This window comes from Dokdonella sp. (genome assembly GCF_019634845.1).
In the GTDB taxonomy this organism is placed as follows: Bacteria; Pseudomonadota; Gammaproteobacteria; order Xanthomonadales; family Rhodanobacteraceae; genus Dokdonella_A.
The window spans coordinates 1-20,008 of sequence record NZ_JAHCAQ010000024.1; the positions used below are offsets into that span (position 1 = coordinate 1).

The following is a 20,008-nucleotide window of genomic DNA, read 5'->3' on the forward strand; positions in this document are numbered from 1 at the left end:
CCGCACGGCCGCGGCTGCCGGCCCATGCCGCGCGTGACCGGGCTGTGGCCACCGTCATGGTTTTGCCACCCGCAGCGGTGTAGCGTCGAGCGGCAGCCTGAAGCGGAGCGGTCATGTCCGGACGTGTATCGATATGGGCGGCCAGCCTCATGCTGCTGGCCATGACGACCCTGGCGACGGCGCAGAGTCATCGCCCCGACACGATCATGCGCTACGGTTTCGAGAGCGCGGCGGCTGGCCCGTTCAGCGACGAGGAGGCGGCGCGTTTCCTCGCCCAGGCCACCTTCGGCCCCACCCTCGAAGACATCGCCCACTTGCGCGCGATTGGCTACGGTGCCTGGCTCGACGAGCAGTTCGCGCAGCCCGTGGCGACCCAGATCCCGTATCTGGACTGGGTCAACACCATCCCCGACAACAACGTCACCGACGACACCCGGCTCGAGATCTGGACCATCAACGCGCTCGGCACGCCCGATCCGAGTCGTGGCATGGCGCGGCCGAGCGACCAGTTGCGCCAGCGCATGGCCTTCGCGCTGAGCGAAATTTTCGTGGTCTCCAGCAAGAACGGCACCCTGCTGTACCAGCCGTGGGCACTGGCGAGCTGGTACGACATGCTCGCGCAGGATGCCTTCGGCACCTACCGCACGCTGCTCGAGGACGTGACCCTGCACCCGGCGATGGGCATCTACCTGACCCATCTGGGCAACCAGAAAGCGAACCCGACCCTCAACATCCGCCCCGACGAGAACTACGCGCGCGAAGTCATGCAGCTGTTTTCGGTCGGTCTGGTCCAGCTCAATCCCGATGGCACCCCGGCGCTGGCAGGTGGCCAGCCGCAACCGACCTACGGCCAGGCCACCGTGCGTGGCCTGGCAGCGGTGCTGACCGGCTGGATCTGGAACAACGCCGGCTGTGGTCCCGGCTCCTACGTCTGCTGCACGGCGTCGACCTACACCTATTGCGGCCCCTACAACGACTACGACCGGCCGGTCTGGCGGCTGCCGATGCAGCCGATCGAGGCCTTCCACGACAACACCCATCCCAAGCAACTGCTGGACTACCCCGGCGTGGCCCTGCCCAATGGCGTGCTCGCGCCGGGCGGCAACGCGCAGGCCGAGCTGGCCGCCGCGCTCGACAATCTGGCCAACCATCCCAATGTCGGCCCGTTCATCGCACTGCGCCTGATCCAACGCTTCGTCACCAGCAACCCGACGCCAGCTTACGTGCAGCGCGTCGCCACGGTATTCGCCAACAACGGCAGCGGTGTGCGCGGCGACCTCAAGGCGACGCTGCGGGCGATCCTGCTCGATCCGGAGGCGCGCTTCGGCCATTGGACCAACGCGCAACGCTTCGGCAAGCTGCGCGAGCCGCTGCTGCGCAACACCCACCTGTGGCGGGCGATGAACGCGATCACGCCGAGCGGGCGTCCGGTCACGCTCACGCCGTATCCCGGCATCGAGGATTGGTACGGCCAAGGCCCGCTGCGCTCGCCTTCGGTGTTCAATTTCTTCCGCCCCGATTACCGCGCCCACGGCGAGATCGACGCACTGGGCCTGCGCTCGCCCGAGTTCCAGATCCTCAGCGACACCTATGCGGTCGCCACCGCCAATCGCCTGTTCAGCGTGTCGTTCTGCTGGTATCGCACCGGCGGCGCCTACGACGGCAGTTGCTGGGCCGACAACTACCAGGGCAACCGCACGCTCTACCTCGAGCTCGGCCGCGACGCGGCGCTGGCCGACAGCGACCCCGGCGCACTGCTCGATCGCTACAACCTGTTGTTCATGTCGGGGCAGATGTCGCCATTCATGCGCCAGACCCTGCTGACGCGGCTCAACGCGATCAGCGGCAGCCATCGCGCGCGGCTGCGCATCCAGCATGCGCTGTACCTGATCATCAACTCGCCCGAATACGTCGTGCAGAAGTGAGGACGCCATGACCAGCCGCCGCCGCTTCCTCAAGTACACCGCCGCCTCGCTGGCCGGGGCCGGCCTGTTCGGTGCGCTCGGCAACCTGCGCGTGCTGGCCGCCGCCGCCAACCAGTACGTGTATCCGGCCGGCGACTTCAAGGCGCTCGTGTGCGTGTTCCTCAACGGCGGCAACGACAGCTTCAACAGCATCGTGCCCTACACCAACCCGGCCTATGCCGACTACCGCAGCTCGCGCACGGTACTGATCGCCAACGGCGGCCTGGCCTTCGACCAGGCCACGCTCGGTGCGAACGCGCTCAACGCGCTCGCGGCCAGCGGCGGACTGCCCGGCGGGCTGCCGTCCGATGGCGCCAGCTACGGCACGCATCCCGCGCTGGCGGAACTGCGCGGGCTGTTCAATGCCGGTCACGCCGCGATCATCGGCAATGTCGGCACCCTGCTGTATCCGACCAGTCAGGCCGACTACCAGAACGGCAGCGTGGCGGTACCGCCGCAACTGTTCTCGCATTCGGACCAGAGCATCTACTGGCAGACCTCGCGTCCCGACGATGCCAATGCCAACGGCTGGGGTGGCCGCATCGCCGACCGCATGCAGGCCGCCAACACCGGCGCGATCCCGATGTGCATCTCGCTGTCCAACAACAACCTGTTCCAGCGCGGCGACATCGTCGACAACTATTCGGTGTCGCCCGAGGGCGTGGAGAAGATGAGCTACCTCGGCGGCGGCCCCGAGTCGTGGGTGATCGGCGCCGGGGCGGCCGACGAGGCGGCCTGGAACGCGTTGGTGGGCGAGGGCGCGCAGCAGCAGGTGTTCGAGCGCAGCTACGCCGACCACGCGCGCCGCGCGGTGGCGAGCTATGCGGTGGTCGATGCCGCGCTCAGCGGCGCGCCGGCGCTGGCAACGCAGTTTCCCGACACCTCGCTCGGCAAGCAGTTGCGGATGGCCGCGCGCCTGATCCAGGTGCGTGGCGCGCTCGGCATGGCGCGCCAGGTGTTCTACGCCTCGGTCGGCAATTACGACACCCACAACTTCCAGGTCGACAACCAGCAAGGCAATCTCGCCGAACTGTCACAGGCACTGGCAGCGTTCCACGCCGCCACGGTCGAACTCGGTGTCGCCGCGTCGGTGACGACCTTCACGGCCTCGGACTTCGGCCGCTCGCTCGCGGTCAACGGCGACGGCACCGATCACGGCTGGGGCGGCCATCACTTCGTCATCGGCGGCGCCGTGCGCGGGCAGCGCTTCTACGGCACGATGCCGTCGCTGCGCGCCAACAACAATCCCAACGACACCGGTTTCGGCCAGATCATCCCCACCACGGCGCTCGACCAGTACGCGGCCACGCTGGCGGCCTGGTTTGGCGTGAGTGCCGGCGACATCGCCGACATCTTCCCGGCGCTGGCACGCTTCGACGCGCCCAACCTCGGCTTCCTCGGTTGAGGGCGCGGCGCGGCTACAGCAACACGCGACGCATGTCGGCCAGTGCCTGCGCGAGGAAGTTCGTGAAGCGCGCCGCGGCGGCGCCATCGATCACGCGGTGGTCGTAGCTCAGCGACAGCGGCAGCATGAGGCGCGGCTTGAACTTGTCGCCGTTCCAGACCGGCTGCAGCGCGGCCTTCGACACGCCGAGGATCGCCACTTCGGGGGCATTGACGATCGGCGTGAACGCGGTGCCGCCGATGCCGCCGAGCGAGGAAATCGAGAAGCAGCCGCCCTGCATGTCGGCGGGCCCGAGCTTGCCGTCGCGCGCCTTCCTGGCCAGTTCGGCGCTCTCCTGCGCCAGCTCGATCACGCCCTTGCGGTCGGCATCCTTGAGCACGGGCACGACCAGGCCATTGGGCGTGTCGGCGGCAAAGCCGATGTGGAAGTACTTCTTGAGCGTCAGGTTCTCGCCGCTGGCGTCGAGCGAACTGTTGAAGTCGGGATAGCGCTTGAGCGCGGCGACCACGGCCTTGATCAGGAACGCGAGCATCGTGAGCTTGATGCCGGCCTTCTCGTTTTCCTTGTTGAGCGCAACGCGCAGCGCCTCGAGCTCGGTGACATCGGCGGCGTCGAACTGGGTGACGTGTGGAATCATCGCCCAGTTGCGCGCGAGGTTGGCACCCGAGATCTTCTTGATGCGCGGCAGTGGCCGCGTCTCGATCTCGCCGAACCGCGCGAAGTCCACCACCGGCCACGGCAGCAGGTTGAGACCGTTGCCGACAGCCATGGCTGCGCCACCAGCACCGCCGCCGCCCGCGAGCGCGGCCTTGACGAAGTTCTGCACGTCTTCCTTGCTGATGCGGCCCTTGCGCTCGCTGCCCTTGACCTGGGCCAGGTCGACGCCGAGCTCGCGCGCAAAGCGCCGCACCGCCGGGCCGGCATACGGCAACTGGGCTGGCGTGGCGGTCCCGGCCGCGACCGGCGGCGGCGCGCTGCGCGCGGCGGCGGCTGGCGTTGCCGCGGCGGCCGGGCTGGGCTGTGGATCACCTTCGGCCGCCGCGACACGCGGTCGCGGCGTGGCGGCGGCCGGGGCCGCAGCCGGTGCCGGCGCGGGAGCGGCAGCAGGAGCCGCGGCACCGGCACCAGCGGCCTCGACGATCGCGACGACATGGCCTTCGGACACCTCGTCACCGACCTTGACCATGATCGACTGCACCACGCCGTCGACCGTGGCTGGCACTTCCATCGTCGCCTTGTCCGACTCGAGCGTGACCAGGCCCTGATCCTTGCGCACCTGCTCGCCTGGCTTGACCAGCACCTCGATCACGGGAATGCCGTGGTAGTTGCCGATGTCGGGAACCTTGATTTCGTGCGTAGCCATCCGGCGACTCCGGTTGCGATGCGTGGTGGGTGATCCGCAGCGCGTGATTCTGTCACGTCGGCCCCTCGCGAGGCCAATCGGCAGCCGGCAGCGGGCGCGCCGCTGCTGTCGATGGCGGCGCTGCTGCTAGGCTTGCAGCCCCCAGCCACGCCGGACGCTGCCATGCGCAATCGCCATCTGCTCCTTGCCCTCATCCTCGCCTGCAGCCCGGGCCTGGCCGGCGCCGCGCAGCGCCACCTCGCGCTCAGCGCCGCACGCCTGATCGCGCCCGAGCAAGCTCGCGTGATCGAGCATCCGCTGGTGCTCATCGATGGCGAGCGCATCCGTGAGGTGCGCGAGGGTGGCGCGGTGCCGGACGGCTACGAACACATCGACCTCGGCGCGGCCACGCTGTTGCCCGGTTTGATCGACGTGCACGTGCATCTGGACTTCGACCCGAGCTTTGCCAGCGGCAACTATTACAAGGATCTGCTCACGCTCAGCCCGATCGATGCCGCGGTCCTGGCACCGACGGCCGCACGGCGCACGCTGGAGGCGGGCTTCACCACGGTGCGCAACCTCGGCTCGGCCGAATACATCGATGTCGCCCTGCGCAACGCGATCGACCGCGGCCAGTTGCCGGGACCGCGCATCGTTGCGGCCACGCTCGCGCTCGGCGCGACCGGTGGCCACGCCGATCCCGACACCGGCTTCTCACCGTTCATCCGGTTCAACGGCGCCAGCGGCGTGGTCGACGGCGCCGACGCGATCCGCCAGCGCGTGCGCGAGAACGTCAAGCGTGGCGCCGATGTGATCAAGTTCATGGCCAGTGCCGGCGTGCTCAGCAACGAACAATCGGTCGGCGCCCCGCAGTATTCGCAGGAGGAAATGAACGCGCTGGTCGACGAGGCGCACCGCTGGGGGCGCAAGGTGGCCGCACATGCCCATGGCACCGAGGCGATCAAGATGGCGATCCGTGCCGGCGTCGATTCGGTCGAGCATTGCAGCTTCATCGACGAGGAGGGACTCAAGCTCGCCCGGCAGCACGGCACCTGGCTCGATTTCGACATCTACAACGACGACTACATCCTGTCCGAATACGGCAAGCTCGGCGTGCCGCAGGCACAGCTCGACAAGGAGAAGCTCGTCGGTCGCACCCAGCGCGAGAACTTCCGCCGCGCGGTCAAGGCCGGGGCACGGATGGCGTTCGCCACCGATGCGGGCGTCTATCCGCACGGCTGGAACGCCAAGCAGTTCGCCAAGATGGTCGAGTGGGGCATGACGCCGCTGCAGGCGATCCAGGCCGCCACCACCCATGCCGCCGAGCTGCTCGGTCGCGCCGACCAGGTCGGCGCGGTCAAGCCGGGTCTGTACGCCGACCTGGTCGCGGTCGAGGCCGATCCGCTCACCGACATCGCAACGCTCGAGCGGGTGAGCTTCGTGATGAAGGGCGGCGTGGTGGTCGTGCCGCATCCGTCGCGGCCCTGAGCCGGCGCGACGGCAGCTCAGCTGTCGACTTCGACGCGATTGCGTCCCGATGCCTTGGCGCGATAGAGCGCGCGGTCGGCCGCCGCCAGCAGGGCGCCGACCGTGTGCATGCCGGCCTGCCAGATCCCCACGCCGACGCTGACCGTCACCGTGTGCGTCCGCTCACCCAGCTGCAGCGGCAGTGCCGCCACGCTGGCGCGCACGCGCTCGGCGAAGTCGCGCGCGGCGGCGCGGTCGTGCTCGGGCAGCGCGATGGCGAATTCCTCGCCACCGATGCGCGCCGCCAGCGCATGGTCGCCGGCCACCGCATGCAGCGCCGCGCCGACCTGTTCCAGCACGCGGTCGCCGTGGACGTGGCCATGGGTGTCGTTGATCGCCTTGAAGTGATCGAGATCGACGATCAGCAAAGCCAGCGGATGCCCGTACTGCGCCGACCGCTGCAGCTCGCGTTCGATCAGCTCGAGGAACAGGCGTCGATTGCACAGCCCGGTCAGCGCGTCGCGCGTGGCGAGCTGGTAGATCTCCTCGTGGTAGCGCGCCTCGACCGACGAGCGCTGCATGAACTTGAGCACGCAGCTGCCGATCGCGATGCAGTCGCCATCCTGCAACGCGGCCTCGGTCACCGGCTGCTCGTTGAGCCGGATGCCGTTGGTCGAGCCCAGGTCCCTGATGCGGTAGCCGCCGGCGTCGCGCCAGATGCGCGCGTGCCGGCGCGACACGCTGCGCTCCTCGATGTGGAATCCGCAGTCGCTGTCGCGCCCGAGCACGACCTCGCGCTCGTCCAGGTCGAGCCGCTGGCCCAGCAACTGGCCCTGCAGCACGACCAGGCACGCACCGCTGGCACACTCGTCGCAGCCACCATCAATGCGGTCGGTGTGGAACTGGGTGGTGGCGAGGTCGGGTGGGGGATCGGAACTGTGCATGGCAGGATCAGGGCAGCATCGGCGCAGTGTACGTCACCGAACCGGCAAGGTGACCTTGAACGGCCCGCGGCAGCGTACACTGGGCCGCTGGACACGCACGGGCAGGGGCTGCGATGACGTCGTCGAACAACACGGGGCCGGCTGACGCCACCGACGTCCTGCCGCGCGCAGTGGGCGCTCCGGCACCGAGCGGCGACGCCCTGGCGCCGGGTACGCCGATCGGCCGCTACTTCATCCGCGCGCGCCTGGGCGAAGGCGGCATGGGCCAGGTCTATCTCGCCGAGCAGCTGCAGCCCGTGCAGCGCAAGGTGGCGCTCAAGCTGATCCGTGCCCAGGTGGCGACCCCGCTCGCGCGCGCCTATTTCGATGTCGAGCGCCAGGCCCTGGCGCAGATGCAGCATCCGGCGATCGCCCAGGTGTTCGACGCCGGCACCACGACCGACGGCTATCCCTGGTTCGCGATGGAACTGGTCGAAGGCAGCTCGCTGACCCAGTACTGCCGCGACCACGCGCTGGGCCGCAATGCCTGCCTGGCGCTGTTCGAGCGTGTTTGCCACGGCGTGCAGCATGCGCACCAGAAGGGCATCATCCATCGCGATCTCAAGCCCGCGAACGTGCTGGTACGCGAGATCGACGGCACGCCGCAGCCGACCATCATCGATTTCGGCATCGCCATCGGTGGCAACGCCTCGCCCGATGCCGCAGTCGCGGCCAGCGCACGGACCAGCGATCGCGCCGGTACCTCGGCCTACATGAGTCCCGAGCAGGCGGCCCAGGCCGGCCATGACCTCGACACCCGCAGCGACGTGTATGCGCTGGGAGTGATGCTGTGCGAACTGCTGACCGGATGCGACGCGGTGAGCCTGGCCACTCACGCTCACGCCTCGCGTCGCACCGTGCACGCCACCCTGCTTGCCGCGGTCGAGGACGAACCGGCCGGAGTCGGCCTCAGTGCCGATACGCTGCTCGGTGCGGCGCAACGCCTGCCGACCGCGCTGCGCGCGATCCTGCGCAAGGCGCTGGCCACGCGTCGCGAGGACCGCTACGCCTCGGCAGTGGCACTGGCCGACGATCTCGAGCGCTACCGGCAGCAGCGCCCGCTGAAGGCGATCAATCCAACCCATTGGTACCTCGCCAGCACGTTCATGCTGCGTCACCGCTGGGGCTTGACGGCGGCCGGCCTCATTGCGGTCGCGCTCGTCGCCGGCATCGTGCTGGCCTTGCACGGCCAGGCGCGCGCACGCGAGTCGGCGCGCCTGGCGCAGATCGAGGCCGCCAAGTCGGCCCAGGTGTCGGCCTTCGTGCGCAGCATCCTCGCCGGCATCGATCCCGACCGTGCCAAGGGCCTCGACCGCGGCCTCATGCGCATGGTGCTCGACTCCGCCGCGCAGCGTGTCGATCGCGAACTGGCTGCGCAGCCGGCGGCGCGTGCCGAGATCGAGCGCACGATCGGCGACAGCTATGCATCGATCGGCGAGGGTGACTCGGCCCACACGCACTATCTGGCGGCGATCGCTGCCGCACAAACGGCGCACCTGGCCGCACCGGGCGTGGCCATGCTGTGTGCGCGCGCGGCGCAGAATCTGGCCAACTACGGTCGCGCCGCCGAGGCGCTGCCGCTGATGCACGAAGCCATGGCGCTGGTCGCCACGCTGCCGGAGGACAATGCCGACCGACTGTGGATCGAAAGCGTGCAGGCCGGAATCGAAAGCGACACGGGCGAGCCCGAGGCCGGGCGAGCGCGCTATCAGCGCGTACTGGCCGCGCAGCGGCGCACGCTCGGCAATGACGCCCATGACACACTCGACACGATCAACGGTCTTGCCATCGTCGACACCTCGGTGGGGCAGCTCGACGAGGCCCGCACCCTGTACACCGAGCTCATCGCGAGCGACCGGCGCTTGTTCGGCGACGATGCCACGCGCACGCTGACCGCGATCAATGGCCTGGCGATCGTCGCTGCCGAACAGAAGCGCTTTGCCGAAGCGGAGGCCCTGCTGGCGCCGCTGCAGGCCGTGTATGAGCGCATCTATGGCAAGGAACACCCGATGATGCTGCGCCTGGTGAGCAACCTCGGCAGCTTCATTCGCCAGCAGGGTCGCAACGAGGAAGCACGTCCCTACTACGAGCGCGCCGTGCAGCTCGCGCAGAAGCTGTATGGCCCCGGCGGCACGGCCGCCGTGATGACCCAATCCAACCTGTCGCTGCTGCTGCGTGACGCCGGCGACCTCGAGGGCGCCGAGCGCCATGGCCGCATCGCGGTGGAGCATGCCGATGCCGCGCTCGGCGACAACGCCATGCGCGCGATCATGCCGCGCGAGTACGCGACCGTGCTGATCCGCATGCACCGCTATGCCGAAGCCGAGCAGCAGCTCGACCGCGCCTGGGCCATCTTCGAGAAGGCTGATGGCTACGGCCCCGCGCACACACGCGCGCAGGACGTGGTCGACAGCTACATCGAGCTGTATCGGGCCTGGGGCAAACCCGAGGCGCTGGCGCGCTGGCAGGCGCGCAAGCTGGCGACGCCGGCGGCGGGCTGAATCACCGCGCGGCGTCAGCCGCCAGCGCGGCTTGCACCAGCGCCTGGTTTTCCTTCAGCCACACCATCGAACCATGCACGCGCGCGTAACCGCTGGGATGGTCGTAGAACACGATTTCCTCCAGCGGCCCCGGATGGATCTTGCGATAGGTCGACAACCGCATCGCCGCCATCGCAAACCCATACGGCTCGCGCGCGGCATCGAGACCGAACATGTCGGCCTCGGCCTCGGCCTGGCGCGAGATCGAGTTGGTCAGCGGCGTGACCAGGAAGAAGAACAGCGTGAGCACCGCCCACGCCAGCGGCAGCGCCGCGGCGTCGGCGCGATCGCGCAGGCCCAGCCGCGTTCCCCAGCGTGCCAGCAAGGCATCGAACACGCGCTGGGTGAACCACAAGCCGACGCCGATCACCAGCGTGAGGTAGATGATGAGGCGCAGCGAGTGGTTGAGCACGTAGTGCCCCATCTCGTGGCCCATGACCGCCTTGATCTCGGGCAGCGAGGTCTTGTCGAGCAGGTTGTCGTTGAGTGCGACGCGCGTGGTGCCGGCAAAACCCGCCACGTTGGCGCTGATGCGCGTGGTCTGGCGCGAAGCATCGAACTCGACCACGTTATCGGTCGGAATCTGGTTGGCACGCGCGAGCGTCAGCACCGCGCTGCGCACCGGACCTTCGCGCAACGGCTTGTAGTCGTTGAACAGCGGCGCGAGGTAGACCGGCGCGAGCATGGCGCTGAGCACGAAGAACGCGAACGCGCCCGCGGTGCCCCACAGCCACCAGCGCGCGCCGACGCGGCGAATCGCCCGGTACAGCAGCGCGATGAGCCAGGGCATCACCACCAGACCGATCGCCAGGCCCTTGGCCTGATCGGTGAACCAATCGCCGAAGCCTTGGGTGGCGAGGCCGTACTGGTGCTCGCGGAAAAAATCGCTGTAGATCGACAACGGCAGCGACAGCACGAACCCGGCCAGCAGCCAAAGCGCGGCGTAGATCGCGTTCTGCAGATACACGCGCCGCACGAGGCGTTCGGACAGGTCACGCATCCAGCGCGACAGTCCGCTCAGCAGCAGCACGGCGCAGACCGCGAGGCCGTACAGAAAGCCCCACAGCTGCAACCAGTAGCCGCCTTCGAAGTAGGCGTCCGACTGCGCGCGCTGCTCGGGCGTGAGCAGGTCGAGATAGGCCTGGGTGGCGCGGTCGACGTCGAAATCCGGCCCCGTGCGCGCCGCCTCGGGAATCTGCAGGCCCGGCGGAAACTCACGCGCCCCCGGTGCGCCCGGCGCGGCCTGCGCCGACACGGCGAGGCAGACCATGGCGAGCAGACTCGCCAGCAGCAACAGGACCGCTTTCATGACCACCTCCACGCACGGGGAGGCGCAAGGCTCGACGAGCACTGCACGCCCGTCAAGCTCCACAAGTCATGTGCGTGGCCGGCCATCGCCCGTTAGGCAGCGACGCCTGGCGCGCGCGGTGGTCGCCGAGCGGTGCTCAGCGCGTCTTGGCGTCGTGGGTGGCGCGCTTGATCGTGAAGCCGCCGAAGCTCACGCCCAAGGCGACGCCCTCGCCGGTACCGGCCAGCGCCAGCGACACCGTGCCCTTGGTCAGCACCTGGGCCGTGGCGGCCTTGACCGCTCCGGCACTCGCATCACCCTGCGCGTATGTGCCGAGCACATCGCTGATCGTGTGCACGTTGCTGAACTTGCCGGTGCCATTGTCGATGCGCGACTTGCCGACCGTGAGGCCACCGCCCTTGGCGCTGATCTTCACGCGCATGCTCTGGCCGTTGTTGCACTCGACCGTGCCCTTGCCGTCGGCGTGCTTGTAGATCGCGGCCCAGCCGGTCAGCGAGAACTTGAGCTTGCATTCGAGGTTGGCGCCTTCGGCGCGCGCGGTCGGCGCCGCGGCCAGCGAAGCCAGCGCCAGCACGGCGGATACGGCACAGGTGGCAAGCGTGTTCATCGACGATCTCCCGTGGGTTGGACGCTGCGCAGTCTTGCCCTTGCCGGCGCGGCCGTCAATGTGGCGGCGGATCGGCCCAGTCGAGCAGCGCGCGCCAGCGCTCGAGCTTGAGCGCGCGCGGCATCGAGGCGTTGGCCGGGCTCGTCGAGGGCAGGGCGAGGATCTGCAGCCGGGCCATGCGTGCCGGGTCGATCTGCGCCACGATGCGGCGCCCGAATACCTCCAGTGCCTTGCCGCCATTGAGTGCGATCGCGGCGACCTCGGCATGAACGGCCAGCAAGCCGCCGATGTCGTTGGCGACCTCGCTGGTGCGGACGATGCGGCTGTCGAGCGCGCCGTGCCGCCGGCAACGCTCGAGCACATCCCAGATGCCGACACCGCGTGCATGCAGGCGCGCGATGCGTTGCGCATAAGGCAGGTCGGGACCGGCCGCGAACAGTTCGCCCATGAACGGCCAGAACAGGTTCTGCGCGTGACCGTAGGACTGGCGCAGCGCCAGCGAACGCGGACTGGGCACGCTGCCGAGCACGAGCACGCGGCAGCGCGCGCCAACCTGCGGCGGGAAGCTCGCGGCCGGCGCGGCGCGTGGGTCCGGCGCCGGTTCAGTGCGCGGCTTGCCGGAGCGCATCGAGATCGGCGAGCACCTGCTGCGAGTTTTCCTTGGGATCGACATCGACATAACGCTTGGCGACGATGCCGTGCGGATCGATGAGGAACGTCTCGCGCCGCGCGTATTTCATGCCGATCCGTTCGGCGTAGACACCGTAGTCGCGCGCCACCTTGCCGTCGGCATCCGACAGCAGGCGGAACGGCACCTGGTACTTGGCAGCGAACTGCGCATGCGATTTCACGTCGTCCAGGCTCACGCCGAGCACGTCGGCACCGGCCTTGCGCAGTGCCACGATGTCATCGCGGTAGGCGCAGACCTCGGTGGTGCAGCCGGGGGTGAAGTCCTTGGGGTAGAAATACAGCACCAGCCACTTGCCGCGTTCGCCCGCAAGCGTGTGCCAGTCGCCCTTTTGATCCTGCAGCTTGAAGGCCGGCGCCGCAGTGCCGACCGCCGGACCGCTGGCGACCGGTTCCGCCGCCGATGCGGCGGCGCCTGCGGTGAGTGCGAACAGCAGCGCAACACCTTGCACGAATGCGTTCATTGCCGGTCTCCATCACGACGTCACACCGATGCGCAGTGTACGCCGTCGTGCAATCTCCGCGCGGCCGCCGCACAATGACTGGGTTCAGGAGTGCGCGCAGGTGTCGAGCGGTCCGGTCAATCTCGTGCTCAAGCACATCTTTCACGCCCACGGCAGCGACGGGCGCGATTACGAGGTGCATGTCTATGTCGAACCGGCGCACAAGGACAACGCCTGGATCGAACGCATCGCACGCGTGTGTCTGGCCGACGGCGGCGAATTGCGCGTGCTGTCGCACCACCACTACGAGGTGGTCGCCACCGGCGTGAAGCTCGCCAGCGGCGACAGCGCCGCGATCTGACCGCCGGCGCGCAGTCCGGCGCCGGGTCGTGTACGCCAACGCCGCCGTCCGCGCGTGGCGCCGGGCGCCGCCACCGATGCCGCGGGCGATCGCTACGGTTTCCTGCCGACCGCGAGCTGCGGGAACTTGGCCGCGTCGTAACCGCCGACCTCGAACGTGAGCATGCGCGCTTGCTTGCCTTTCTCGGTCACCTTGATCGTCAGGTTGCCGGTGTGCTCGAGCCTGGCGATGAAACCCTTGTCGTCCTTGATGAAGATGGCCGGTTCGCCGGTGTCGGGCAGGAACGCGGCCAACCGGGCCGGCTTGTCGTCGAAGCTCGCCTCGAGCATGCACACGCCCTTGCAGACGAAGCCCTTGCCACTGCCGAACAGATACACGCTCTGGCCCCACTTGGCATGACGACGCAGGATCAGCCGAACGCGGTTGGCGGGTGACAGGTCGCGGCTGTAGATCGAGGCGGTGACCTGATCGGCGCCCGATTCCTTGCCCGACTGGTAGATCCACAGCGCCGCCAGGCGGCGCCGCGTGGCTTCGGCCTCGGCCTTGGCGCTGGCATCGGCCAAGGTCTGCTGCACCTCGGCGGCGGCGCTGCTGCCCGGATACTTGGCAACGATCTCCTGCCCGATCGGCGCGGCCAGTTCCCACTGCTGCGCGGCAAGCATCTGCCGGTACATGGCCAGCACCTTGTCCTGCTGCGCGGTCGCGGCGGCGCCGGCTGCCGCGCCGGCTGCCGGCGCCGCGCCGTCCGGTGCGCCCGCCGGCGGTGGCGAGCAGGCGGCCAGCACGAGCGTGACGGCCAGCAGGCAGCGGGTCGGTGCGGACATCGGCGCTCTCCACGGATCGGCAAGACAGCATCCTAACCGCGTTGGCCGCGCCGGCGCGAACAACGGCCGCTCACCAGCGCCGGCACGGATCGAGGCCGAGGTTGCGCTCGTAGGTGGACACCGACTCGTCGCGCGCGTGTCCACCGTGCGTACCGCGCGCGATGTGGCGGCAGGCTTCGCCGCGCGCGATCGGCCGCGCCGTGACCGCGATGGGCGCACTGCCCGGCGTGGTGCGGATCGCACCCGGACAGCGCCCGTGGCGGTAGAACAGCTCGCCGTCGGCGGCGCGGCATTGCCAGGACTGCGGCTCGCGCGCGGGCCGCGCGCGCGGTGGCGGGCGCTGGCGCGCGAGTGTCGGCGCAGTGGCGCCGGCGTAGGCGGGCGATGGCACGTAGGCAGGCGCGGCCGCCAACGTGACTTCGGACTGGCGCTGGTCGGCGCTGCAGGGCCGATCCTGGTAGGCGAGCGCGCCGCTGCGATCGGCGCAGCGATACACCGTTTGCGCGCGCGCGGCAGGTGCCGCACCTGCGCACGCCATCAGCATCAGACAGATCGGCCAGCGTCGTGCACGTCGCATCGTTGGGCTCCCGGGTGGCGGTTCAGCAGCACTGTCGCCGCGCGGCGTGGGCCGCGCTGCCCTGTGCCGCCGCGCCGACGTGTAGGAAAATCGCGCATCGTCGCGTGCGCCGCCGCACCGCGACGCCGACCGGGCCGCCATGCACAAGTTCATCCACATCGACATGGATGCGTTCTACGCCTCGGTGGAGCAGCGCGACGATCCGTCGCTGCGCGGCCGGCCCGTGGTGGTGGCCTGGCGCGGCGCGCGTTCGGTGGTATGCGCGGCCAGCTACGAGGCCCGCCGCTACGGCGTGCGCTCGGCGATGCCGGCCGCGCGCGCCGAGCGCCTGTGCCCCGACGCGGTGTTCGTGCCGCCCGACTTCACGCGCTACCAAGCCGTGTCGCGTCAGATCCGCGCGATCATGCTGCGCCACACCGATCTGGTCGAACCGCTGTCGCTCGACGAGGCCTATCTCGACGTGACCGAGCCGCGGTCGGCACTCGGCAGCGCCACCGCGATCGCCCGCGCGATCCGCGCGCAGATCCGCGCCGAGACCGGGCTCACCGCGTCGGCGGGCGTGGCGCCAGCCAAGTTCCTGGCCAAGATCGCCTCCGATTGGCGCAAGCCCGACGGGTTGTTCGTGATCAGGCCCGAACAGGTGCTCGACTTCCTCGCCCCGCTGCCGGTGGCGCGCATCCACGGCGTGGGCAAGGTCATGGACGGCAGACTCGCCGCACTCGGCATCCGCACGGTCGGTGAGTTGCGCGCCTGCGAGGTGCATGCGCTCGAAGCACGCTTCGGCCGCCATGGGCGGCGTCTGCATGAGCTTGCCCACGGCATCGACCACGGCGAGGTGCGCCCCGACCGGCCCACGCAATCGATCTCGTGCGAGGACACGTTCACGAGCGACGTGCCGCTGGCCGCCACCACCGCCACCATCGGCGACCTCGCCCAGCGCACCTGGCACGCGAGCCGCCGCACGCAGCGCATCGCACGCACCGTGGTGCTCAAGCTCAAGACGCGCGAGTTCCGCCTCCTCACGCGCAGCCATACGCCCGAACAGCCGCCGGCATCGGCGGCCGAACTCACCCGGATCGCACTGCAGCTGCGTGAGCGCGTGGCGCTGCCGGCGACCACGCTGTACCGGCTGGTGGGCGTGGGACTGGGCAATTTCGTCGATCGCGACGACACGCCAGCCCAGGCCGGCTTGTTCGACCTGCGCGATTGGGCACTGGCCGACGCATGAGCGTGCGCCGCACACCGGCATCGGCGCGGCGCCACGCCTCGGCATGGCGCGGCCCCGGCCGCGCTGCTCGGGCCTGCCGACCTGCAGGCGCCGTGCAAGCGCGTGCGCGTGCCGCTACCGATCCGGATCAATCGCGGAGCCGGTCACACGCCCGCACGCTGCGCGCGTCGAAGGGGTATGCCGCTTATCTGACTCGAACAGATGACCTACCGCTTACAAGGCGGTTGCTCTACCAACTGAGCTAAAGCGGCGCGGCGCGCAGTGTAGCCGGCACGGGCGGCGATCAAAAGCAGGTGGCCGGCGTCACGCCGGTTCCGGTCGGCATCGGCACGCTGACGGCGAAGTCGGCCGGTAGCTCGCTGCCGACGAGGGCGAAGTCGATCCAGTACAGCGGCAGGTCCTCGCTGCGGGTGGCGATTTTCGGCTCGAAACCGAGCGCGACCAGTTCGGCGCGGCGCCGTTCGGCATTGCCCTGGTCGCGAAACAGGCCCAGCGAGATCATGTTCTGCTGTTCGCCGGCGGTGATCACGTAGTAGTCACGCACCTTGCGCTCGGCAAGCTGGCGCGCGCTGGCCAGCGCCTGTTCGCGGCTCGGTGCGGCGGCGAAATAGACCCAGTAGCCGCGCGTCTGGGTCTGCTGCGTCTCGCGCGTGCGGCTGCGCTTGACCAGCGGCCGCAGCGCGGTGGCGGCCGCGCGCGCATCGGCCTGGGTGCGGAACGGACCGAGCGTGCGGCATACGTCGTTGGCGAGGTCCGCTTCGCTCTCGGGCACGCTGTCGAGCTCGGGGTGCGCGATCGCCGCATCGCGCTCGGACAGCAGTTGCAGCATCGGCACGCCCGGATCGGTCAGCCGCGGCGCGCGCGCCTCCGGAGTGGGGGCGAACAGCAGCCAGGCAGCGGCGCCGATGTTGAGCGCGAGCAGCAGCAGGAACAGGATGCGGGCAACCATGGAACTCGAAAGCATGCGGGGCGAGCCGAACGGCGAGTCTAGCAGCGTGGCCTCACCCGCTGCCGCATGCGGCCGGCGAATCGGCGCAGCTCAGGCCGGCGCGGAGCGCGCCCAGTGGGCGAGGCCCTGCAGCACGAGGTCGTGCACGCGCTGCGCAGCGGGCAGCAGTGGCGCCAGTTCATCGCTGCCGCCGCCGCCGAGCAACAGCGCCGCCGGCGCGCCGCAGCGCTTGGCCAGCGCCGCGCGGAAGCGCTCGATCGCACCGGCCGCGGCCTGCAGCGCACCACTGTAGACGCCATCGTCGGTCGAGGCCGGCCAGTCGCGGTAGCGGCCCTCCGCGCGCAGTTCGACGCGCGCGGTGGCCGCGATGACCGCACGGCGCATCAGCAGCGGGCTGGGCACGATGAGGCCGCCCAGATGTTCGCCGTCGGCGGCCAGGGCATCGATCGTGAGCGCCGTACCGACGCTGGCCAGCACCTGCAGGCGCGGCGCCGCGGCCTGCGCGGCGACCATCGCCAGGAACCGGTCCACGCCAAGCCGTGCCGGCTGCGCGTAGGCATTGCGCACGCCCAGCGCCGCGGCCGGGCTGCGCGCGAACTGCGCGCCCAGGCCGAAACGCTCGCGCACGATGGCGGCAAGCTCGTCTTCGCGCGCCGGCTCGACCACGCTGGCGACATGCACGGCCTCGATGTCGGCGAGGTCGCGCCACTCGCGTGCGAGCGCGTCACCCAGCGCCACCTGCGCATGCGCGAACACGCCGCCCGGCGCGAGCGGGCCGGTGGCGCCCAGGCGCGCCCACTTGAGCCGCGAATTGCCGACATCGACCAGCAGTTTCATCGCGCGCCCCGGATGCTGACTTCGCCGCTGTCGATCGCGCGCTCGCCGCTGGCGAAGGCCACGCGCAACGCGCCGCGTGCGTCGATGCCGCGTGCGATGCCAGGTTCGCTGCCGCCGGCACGCAACACCTCGACTGGCTGGCCGCGCAGCACGTCGAGCGCGGCGTAGCGCGGCGCGAAGGCCGCGAAACCGTCGCGGGCGAATTCATCGAGCGCCGCCTCGAGCGCGGCGATGAGCCGCGCCGCGAGCAGGTTGCGCGAGGGCAGCGCGCCCAGCGCGGCGACGTCGGTCGCGGCCTGTCCGATCTGCGCCGCGGCCGCGCCCAGGCGCAGGTTGATGCCGATTCCGATCACGGCGTGGCAGGGACCCAGCGCCTCGCCGCCGAGTTCGACGAGGATGCCGCCGAGCTTGGCGCCGTGCGCGACGAGGTCGTTGGGCCATTTGAGACCGACCCCGGTCACGCCGCAGGCGGCGAGCGCCTGCACGGCGGCAAGGCCAGCGACGAGGCTGAGGCCGGCCAGACTCGCCAGCGCCGCGTCGAAACGCCGATACAGCGACAGCGCCAGACCGCCGCCGAGCGGCATCTGCCAACTGCGGCCACGCCGGCCGCGGCCCGCGCTCTGCAGTTCGGCCAGGCACAGGCTGCGGTCGGCCAGTGCGTTGGCCTGGCGCAGCAGATGGCTGTTGGTGGAATCGAGCTGCCAATGCACCTGCAAGGCGCCGAGGCGCCGCCGCAGCGGCGCCGGCAGCGCGGCGGCGATGCTCCGCGCATCGAGCAGTTCGACCGCGTCCGCCAGCGCGTAGCCGCTGCCGGCCGCCGCCTCGATGACGAGGCCGGCGGCACGCAGCCGCTCGATCTGCTTCCACACGGCGGCGCGGCTCACACCCAGGCGCGCAGCCAGCGCGCTGCCCGATACCGCCGGCGCGCGGCCGAGTTCGGCCAGCAGCTCACGCAGCGGCGGCGTCTCGGTGTGGATCGCGGTCGTGGTCACGGCAGGCAGGTTGCGGCAGGAGGCCGGCAGTGTACGTGGCCGCCGGCGCGAGGTGGCCGGCGCGAGTGTCCGCCGGCTGTCCGCCAGCGGTCAGCGGACAGGGGCGATGGCCGCCGCAGGCGCCTGGCAAGGCCCTTGCAAGGCCGCGCGGCCGGTTGGCACGCCGCATGCAGTTCTTTACACGATGCCGATGGAGCCCGGCCGCCACTCGTGCGAGCATGGGCGCTTCCTCGGCGCAGTGCCAGGAGTCCTTCCATGAAACGCTTGATCGTCGCCCTCATCCTGGGCGCTGGCGGTGTGGCCAGTGCCGGTGCCTCGGCCCAGCAGTCGATGCTGGCCAATGTCGTGGCCGCGCTGCCGACAGCGGTGGACTTCCCCGGCAGCGATGCGACCAGCCGTGCGGTCGGCACGACGAACTGCGACGAGTCCACCGATGCCGCGCCGCCGGCGACCGTCGCCAACCCGTCCGGTGGCGAGGATGCCACCGCCGCCAGTACGGCGCGTACGGCCTCGCCATCCGGTGGTGCCGGCACGCAGGCGGTCAGCGCACCGCATCGACCCACCTATCGCTGGCAGTCGCTGGTCCCCGGCGCGATCAAGTAGGCGCGTGGCACTGCCGCTCGTGCTGCCGATGCGGGCATGATCGGGGCCTTGCGCCGCTGGTGGATGGCGCGCGAGCCGGCACTGCGGATCGAGCCCCTCGCTTGGCAGGCACTGCTCGATTCCTCGCCGCTGTTCGCACGTCTGGACGACGCCGAGCGGGCGCGCCTGCGCGAGCTCGCCGCGCGCTTTCTTGCCCGCAAGCGCTTCAGCACGGCCGGCGGCCACACGCTCGACACCACGCAGACGCTGACCATCGCGGCGCTGGCGAGCCTGCCCGTGCTGCACCTGGATGGACGCTGGCTCGACGGCTGGCGCGAGGTCATCGTCTACCCGGGCGAGTTCCGCGTGCGGCGCGAGTACCACGACGACGCCTCGGGGGTCGTCACCGAAGGCGACGACGAACTCATCGGCGAAGCCTGGGAGCGCGGCCCGCTGATCCTGTCGTGGGCCGACATCGCCACCGATCTGGCCCATCCCTTCGATGGCTTCAACGTGGTCGTGCACGAGATCGCGCACAAGCTCGACATGCTCACCGGCCCGGCCGACGGCGTGCCGCGGCTGCCGGCCGGGCTCGCCCGTCGCGAATGGATAGACACGATGCAGGCCGCCTACGACGCGCTGTGCGCGGCGGTCGAGCGCGGGCGACGCACGCTGATCGACCCCTACGCCGCGGAAAGTGCCGATGAGTACTTTGCGGTGGTGAGCGAATTGCACTTCTCCGACCCGGCGCTGCTGCAGCGTGCGGCGCCGGCGGTGGCGGCGCTGCTTGCGCGCTACTACGGCCCCAAGCCGGCAGCAGGTTGACTGCGTGCGTGGTTGCGGGGCCTTGGCGCGCCGGCTAGCCTTGCCGCTCCCGAGCTATTCGCCGCGCCCGCCTGCGCCGCGCGGCC

19 protein-coding genes and 1 tRNA gene are annotated in these 20,008 nt (G+C 70.1%); 8 read left to right on the top strand and 12 right to left on the bottom strand.

Annotated elements, in window-relative coordinates; genetic code table 11:
• Nucleotides 1–113: 113 nt before the first annotated feature.
• Together KF903_RS13870 and KF903_RS13875 are read left to right on the top strand one after the other, a co-directional pair.
• On the top strand, nucleotides 114–1,925 hold the full coding sequence (locus KF903_RS13870; RefSeq protein WP_291216030.1) for a DUF1800 domain-containing protein: 1,812 nt from the start codon (nucleotides 114–116) through the stop codon (nucleotides 1,923–1,925).
• A 7-nt stretch (nucleotides 1,926–1,932) separates the two neighbouring features.
• Nucleotides 1,933–3,369 carry a DUF1501 domain-containing protein gene (locus tag KF903_RS13875; protein WP_291216033.1) on the top strand — a complete coding sequence of 479 codons (1,437 nt, stop codon included), beginning with the start codon at nucleotides 1,933–1,935 and terminating at the stop codon, nucleotides 3,367–3,369.
• A gap of 13 nt (nucleotides 3,370–3,382) precedes the next feature.
• Here KF903_RS13875 and aceF read toward each other — a convergent pair whose 3' ends face one another.
• Nucleotides 3,383–4,732, bottom strand: coding sequence for a dihydrolipoyllysine-residue acetyltransferase (gene aceF, locus KF903_RS13880; RefSeq protein WP_291216036.1), 1,350 nt, complete (start codon nucleotides 4,730–4,732; stop codon nucleotides 3,383–3,385).
• 162 nt (nucleotides 4,733–4,894) lie between these two features.
• Here aceF and KF903_RS13885 point away from each other — a divergent pair, with 162 nt between their 5' ends.
• A complete protein-coding gene (locus KF903_RS13885; RefSeq protein WP_291216040.1) occupies nucleotides 4,895–6,199 on the top strand; it encodes an amidohydrolase family protein in 1,305 nt (434 codons plus the stop codon).
• A gap of 17 nt (nucleotides 6,200–6,216) precedes the next feature.
• On the opposite strand, the gene KF903_RS13890 is transcribed toward KF903_RS13885, so the two are convergent.
• On the bottom strand, nucleotides 6,217–7,122 hold the full coding sequence (locus KF903_RS13890) for a GGDEF domain-containing protein (RefSeq protein ID WP_291216041.1): 906 nt from the start codon (nucleotides 7,120–7,122) through the stop codon (nucleotides 6,217–6,219).
• Nucleotides 7,123–7,235: 113 nt separating this feature from the next.
• Here KF903_RS13890 and KF903_RS13895 point away from each other — a divergent pair, with 113 nt between their 5' ends.
• A complete protein-coding gene (locus KF903_RS13895) occupies nucleotides 7,236–9,662 on the top strand; it encodes a serine/threonine-protein kinase (protein WP_291216045.1) in 2,427 nt (808 codons plus the stop codon).
• A gap of 1 nt (nucleotide 9,663) precedes the next feature.
• Here KF903_RS13895 and KF903_RS13900 read toward each other — a convergent pair whose 3' ends face one another.
• From KF903_RS13900 to KF903_RS13915, 4 genes are all read right to left on the bottom strand, one after another.
• Entirely contained in the window at nucleotides 9,664–11,010 is a 1,347-nt protein-coding gene (locus KF903_RS13900) for a M48 family metallopeptidase (protein WP_291216048.1), read from the bottom strand.
• Nucleotides 11,011–11,146: 136 nt separating this feature from the next.
• Nucleotides 11,147–11,617 carry a hypothetical protein gene (locus KF903_RS13905; RefSeq protein ID WP_291216051.1) on the bottom strand — a complete coding sequence of 157 codons (471 nt, stop codon included), beginning with the start codon at nucleotides 11,615–11,617 and terminating at the stop codon, nucleotides 11,147–11,149.
• Between the two features lie 55 nt (nucleotides 11,618–11,672).
• The gene (locus KF903_RS13910; RefSeq protein ID WP_291216053.1) at nucleotides 11,673–12,245 is read right to left on the bottom strand and encodes a DNA-deoxyinosine glycosylase; all 573 of its coding nucleotides are present in this window, start codon (nucleotides 12,243–12,245) and stop codon (nucleotides 11,673–11,675) included.
• Complete coding sequence (locus KF903_RS13915; RefSeq protein WP_291216055.1) at nucleotides 12,220–12,768, bottom strand: peroxiredoxin; 549 nt, start codon at nucleotides 12,766–12,768, stop codon at nucleotides 12,220–12,222. Before KF903_RS13915 ends, KF903_RS13910 begins: the two co-directional genes overlap by 26 nt.
• 100 nt (nucleotides 12,769–12,868) lie before the next feature.
• Here KF903_RS13915 and KF903_RS13920 point away from each other — a divergent pair, with 100 nt between their 5' ends.
• Nucleotides 12,869–13,108, top strand: coding sequence for a hypothetical protein (locus KF903_RS13920; RefSeq protein WP_291216058.1), 240 nt, complete (start codon nucleotides 12,869–12,871; stop codon nucleotides 13,106–13,108).
• Between the two features lie 92 nt (nucleotides 13,109–13,200).
• On the opposite strand, the gene KF903_RS13925 is transcribed toward KF903_RS13920, so the two are convergent.
• A complete protein-coding gene (locus KF903_RS13925) occupies nucleotides 13,201–13,932 on the bottom strand; it encodes a hypothetical protein (protein WP_291216061.1) in 732 nt (243 codons plus the stop codon).
• A gap of 70 nt (nucleotides 13,933–14,002) precedes the next feature.
• Nucleotides 14,003–14,509 (bottom strand): DUF4124 domain-containing protein, encoded by a 507-nt coding sequence (locus tag KF903_RS13930; protein WP_291216063.1) that lies wholly within the window; start codon nucleotides 14,507–14,509, stop codon nucleotides 14,003–14,005.
• A gap of 139 nt (nucleotides 14,510–14,648) precedes the next feature.
• On the opposite strand from KF903_RS13930, the gene dinB reads away from it, so the two are divergent.
• Nucleotides 14,649–15,737 (top strand): DNA polymerase IV, encoded by a 1,089-nt coding sequence (gene dinB, locus KF903_RS13935; RefSeq protein ID WP_291216066.1) that lies wholly within the window; start codon nucleotides 14,649–14,651, stop codon nucleotides 15,735–15,737.
• A gap of 178 nt (nucleotides 15,738–15,915) precedes the next feature.
• Here the strand turns inward: dinB and KF903_RS13940 are convergent.
• The 4 genes from KF903_RS13940 to KF903_RS13955 form a co-directional block, all read right to left on the bottom strand.
• A tRNA-Thr gene (locus KF903_RS13940) sits at nucleotides 15,916–15,988 on the bottom strand.
• 32 nt (nucleotides 15,989–16,020) lie between these two features.
• Nucleotides 16,021–16,701 carry an SPOR domain-containing protein gene (locus KF903_RS13945; RefSeq protein ID WP_291216069.1) on the bottom strand — a complete coding sequence of 227 codons (681 nt, stop codon included), beginning with the start codon at nucleotides 16,699–16,701 and terminating at the stop codon, nucleotides 16,021–16,023.
• A gap of 75 nt (nucleotides 16,702–16,776) precedes the next feature.
• A complete protein-coding gene (locus KF903_RS13950; RefSeq protein ID WP_291216071.1) occupies nucleotides 16,777–17,523 on the bottom strand; it encodes a type III pantothenate kinase in 747 nt (248 codons plus the stop codon).
• Nucleotides 17,520–18,515, bottom strand: coding sequence for a biotin--[acetyl-CoA-carboxylase] ligase (locus KF903_RS13955; RefSeq protein ID WP_291216074.1), 996 nt, complete (start codon nucleotides 18,513–18,515; stop codon nucleotides 17,520–17,522). Before KF903_RS13955 ends, KF903_RS13950 begins: the two co-directional genes overlap by 4 nt.
• Nucleotides 18,516–18,770: 255 nt before the next feature.
• On the opposite strand from KF903_RS13955, the gene KF903_RS13960 reads away from it, so the two are divergent.
• Complete coding sequence (locus KF903_RS13960; RefSeq protein WP_291216076.1) at nucleotides 18,771–19,118, top strand: hypothetical protein; 348 nt, start codon at nucleotides 18,771–18,773, stop codon at nucleotides 19,116–19,118.
• 36 nt (nucleotides 19,119–19,154) lie between these two features.
• Nucleotides 19,155–19,922 carry a M90 family metallopeptidase gene (locus KF903_RS13965; protein ID WP_291216078.1) on the top strand — a complete coding sequence of 256 codons (768 nt, stop codon included), beginning with the start codon at nucleotides 19,155–19,157 and terminating at the stop codon, nucleotides 19,920–19,922.
• Nucleotides 19,923–20,008 lie beyond the last annotated feature (86 nt).